This window comes from Blautia sp. AM42-2 (genome assembly GCF_003480245.1).
Classification (GTDB): Bacteria; Bacillota; Clostridia; order Lachnospirales; family Lachnospiraceae; genus Fusicatenibacter; species Fusicatenibacter saccharivorans.
Genome location: NZ_QUIM01000012.1, coordinates 1 through 297, shown reverse-complemented (window position 1 = coordinate 297; position 297 = coordinate 1). Strand labels below are relative to the sequence as shown.

Annotated in this window: 1 rRNA gene; it reads left to right on the top strand. The window is 43.4% G+C overall.

The features are described from left to right. Positions 1–136: 136 nt before the first annotated feature. Positions 137–297 (top strand): 16S ribosomal RNA (locus DW915_RS12395); the annotation flags it as partial.

Genomic DNA, 297 nt, shown 5'->3' with positions numbered 1-297 from the left:
AGATCCTTGATAATTAAACAGTGAAACACATCCTCGAAAGTTCTGAATAAGTAATTCAAAACGATCGAAAGATCCTTTAAAACAGTAAAAGGGATAAATTAGCTAGTATGTTGATTTTGAACTTGGAACAAATCTTTTATCAGAGAGTTTGATCCTGGCTCAGGATGAACGCTGGCGGCGTGCTTAACACATGCAAGTCGAGCGAAGCGGCTGAATTGATTCTTCGGATGATTTTCAGTTGACTGAGCGGCGGACGGGTGAGTAACGCGTGGGTGACCTGCCCCATACCGGGGGATA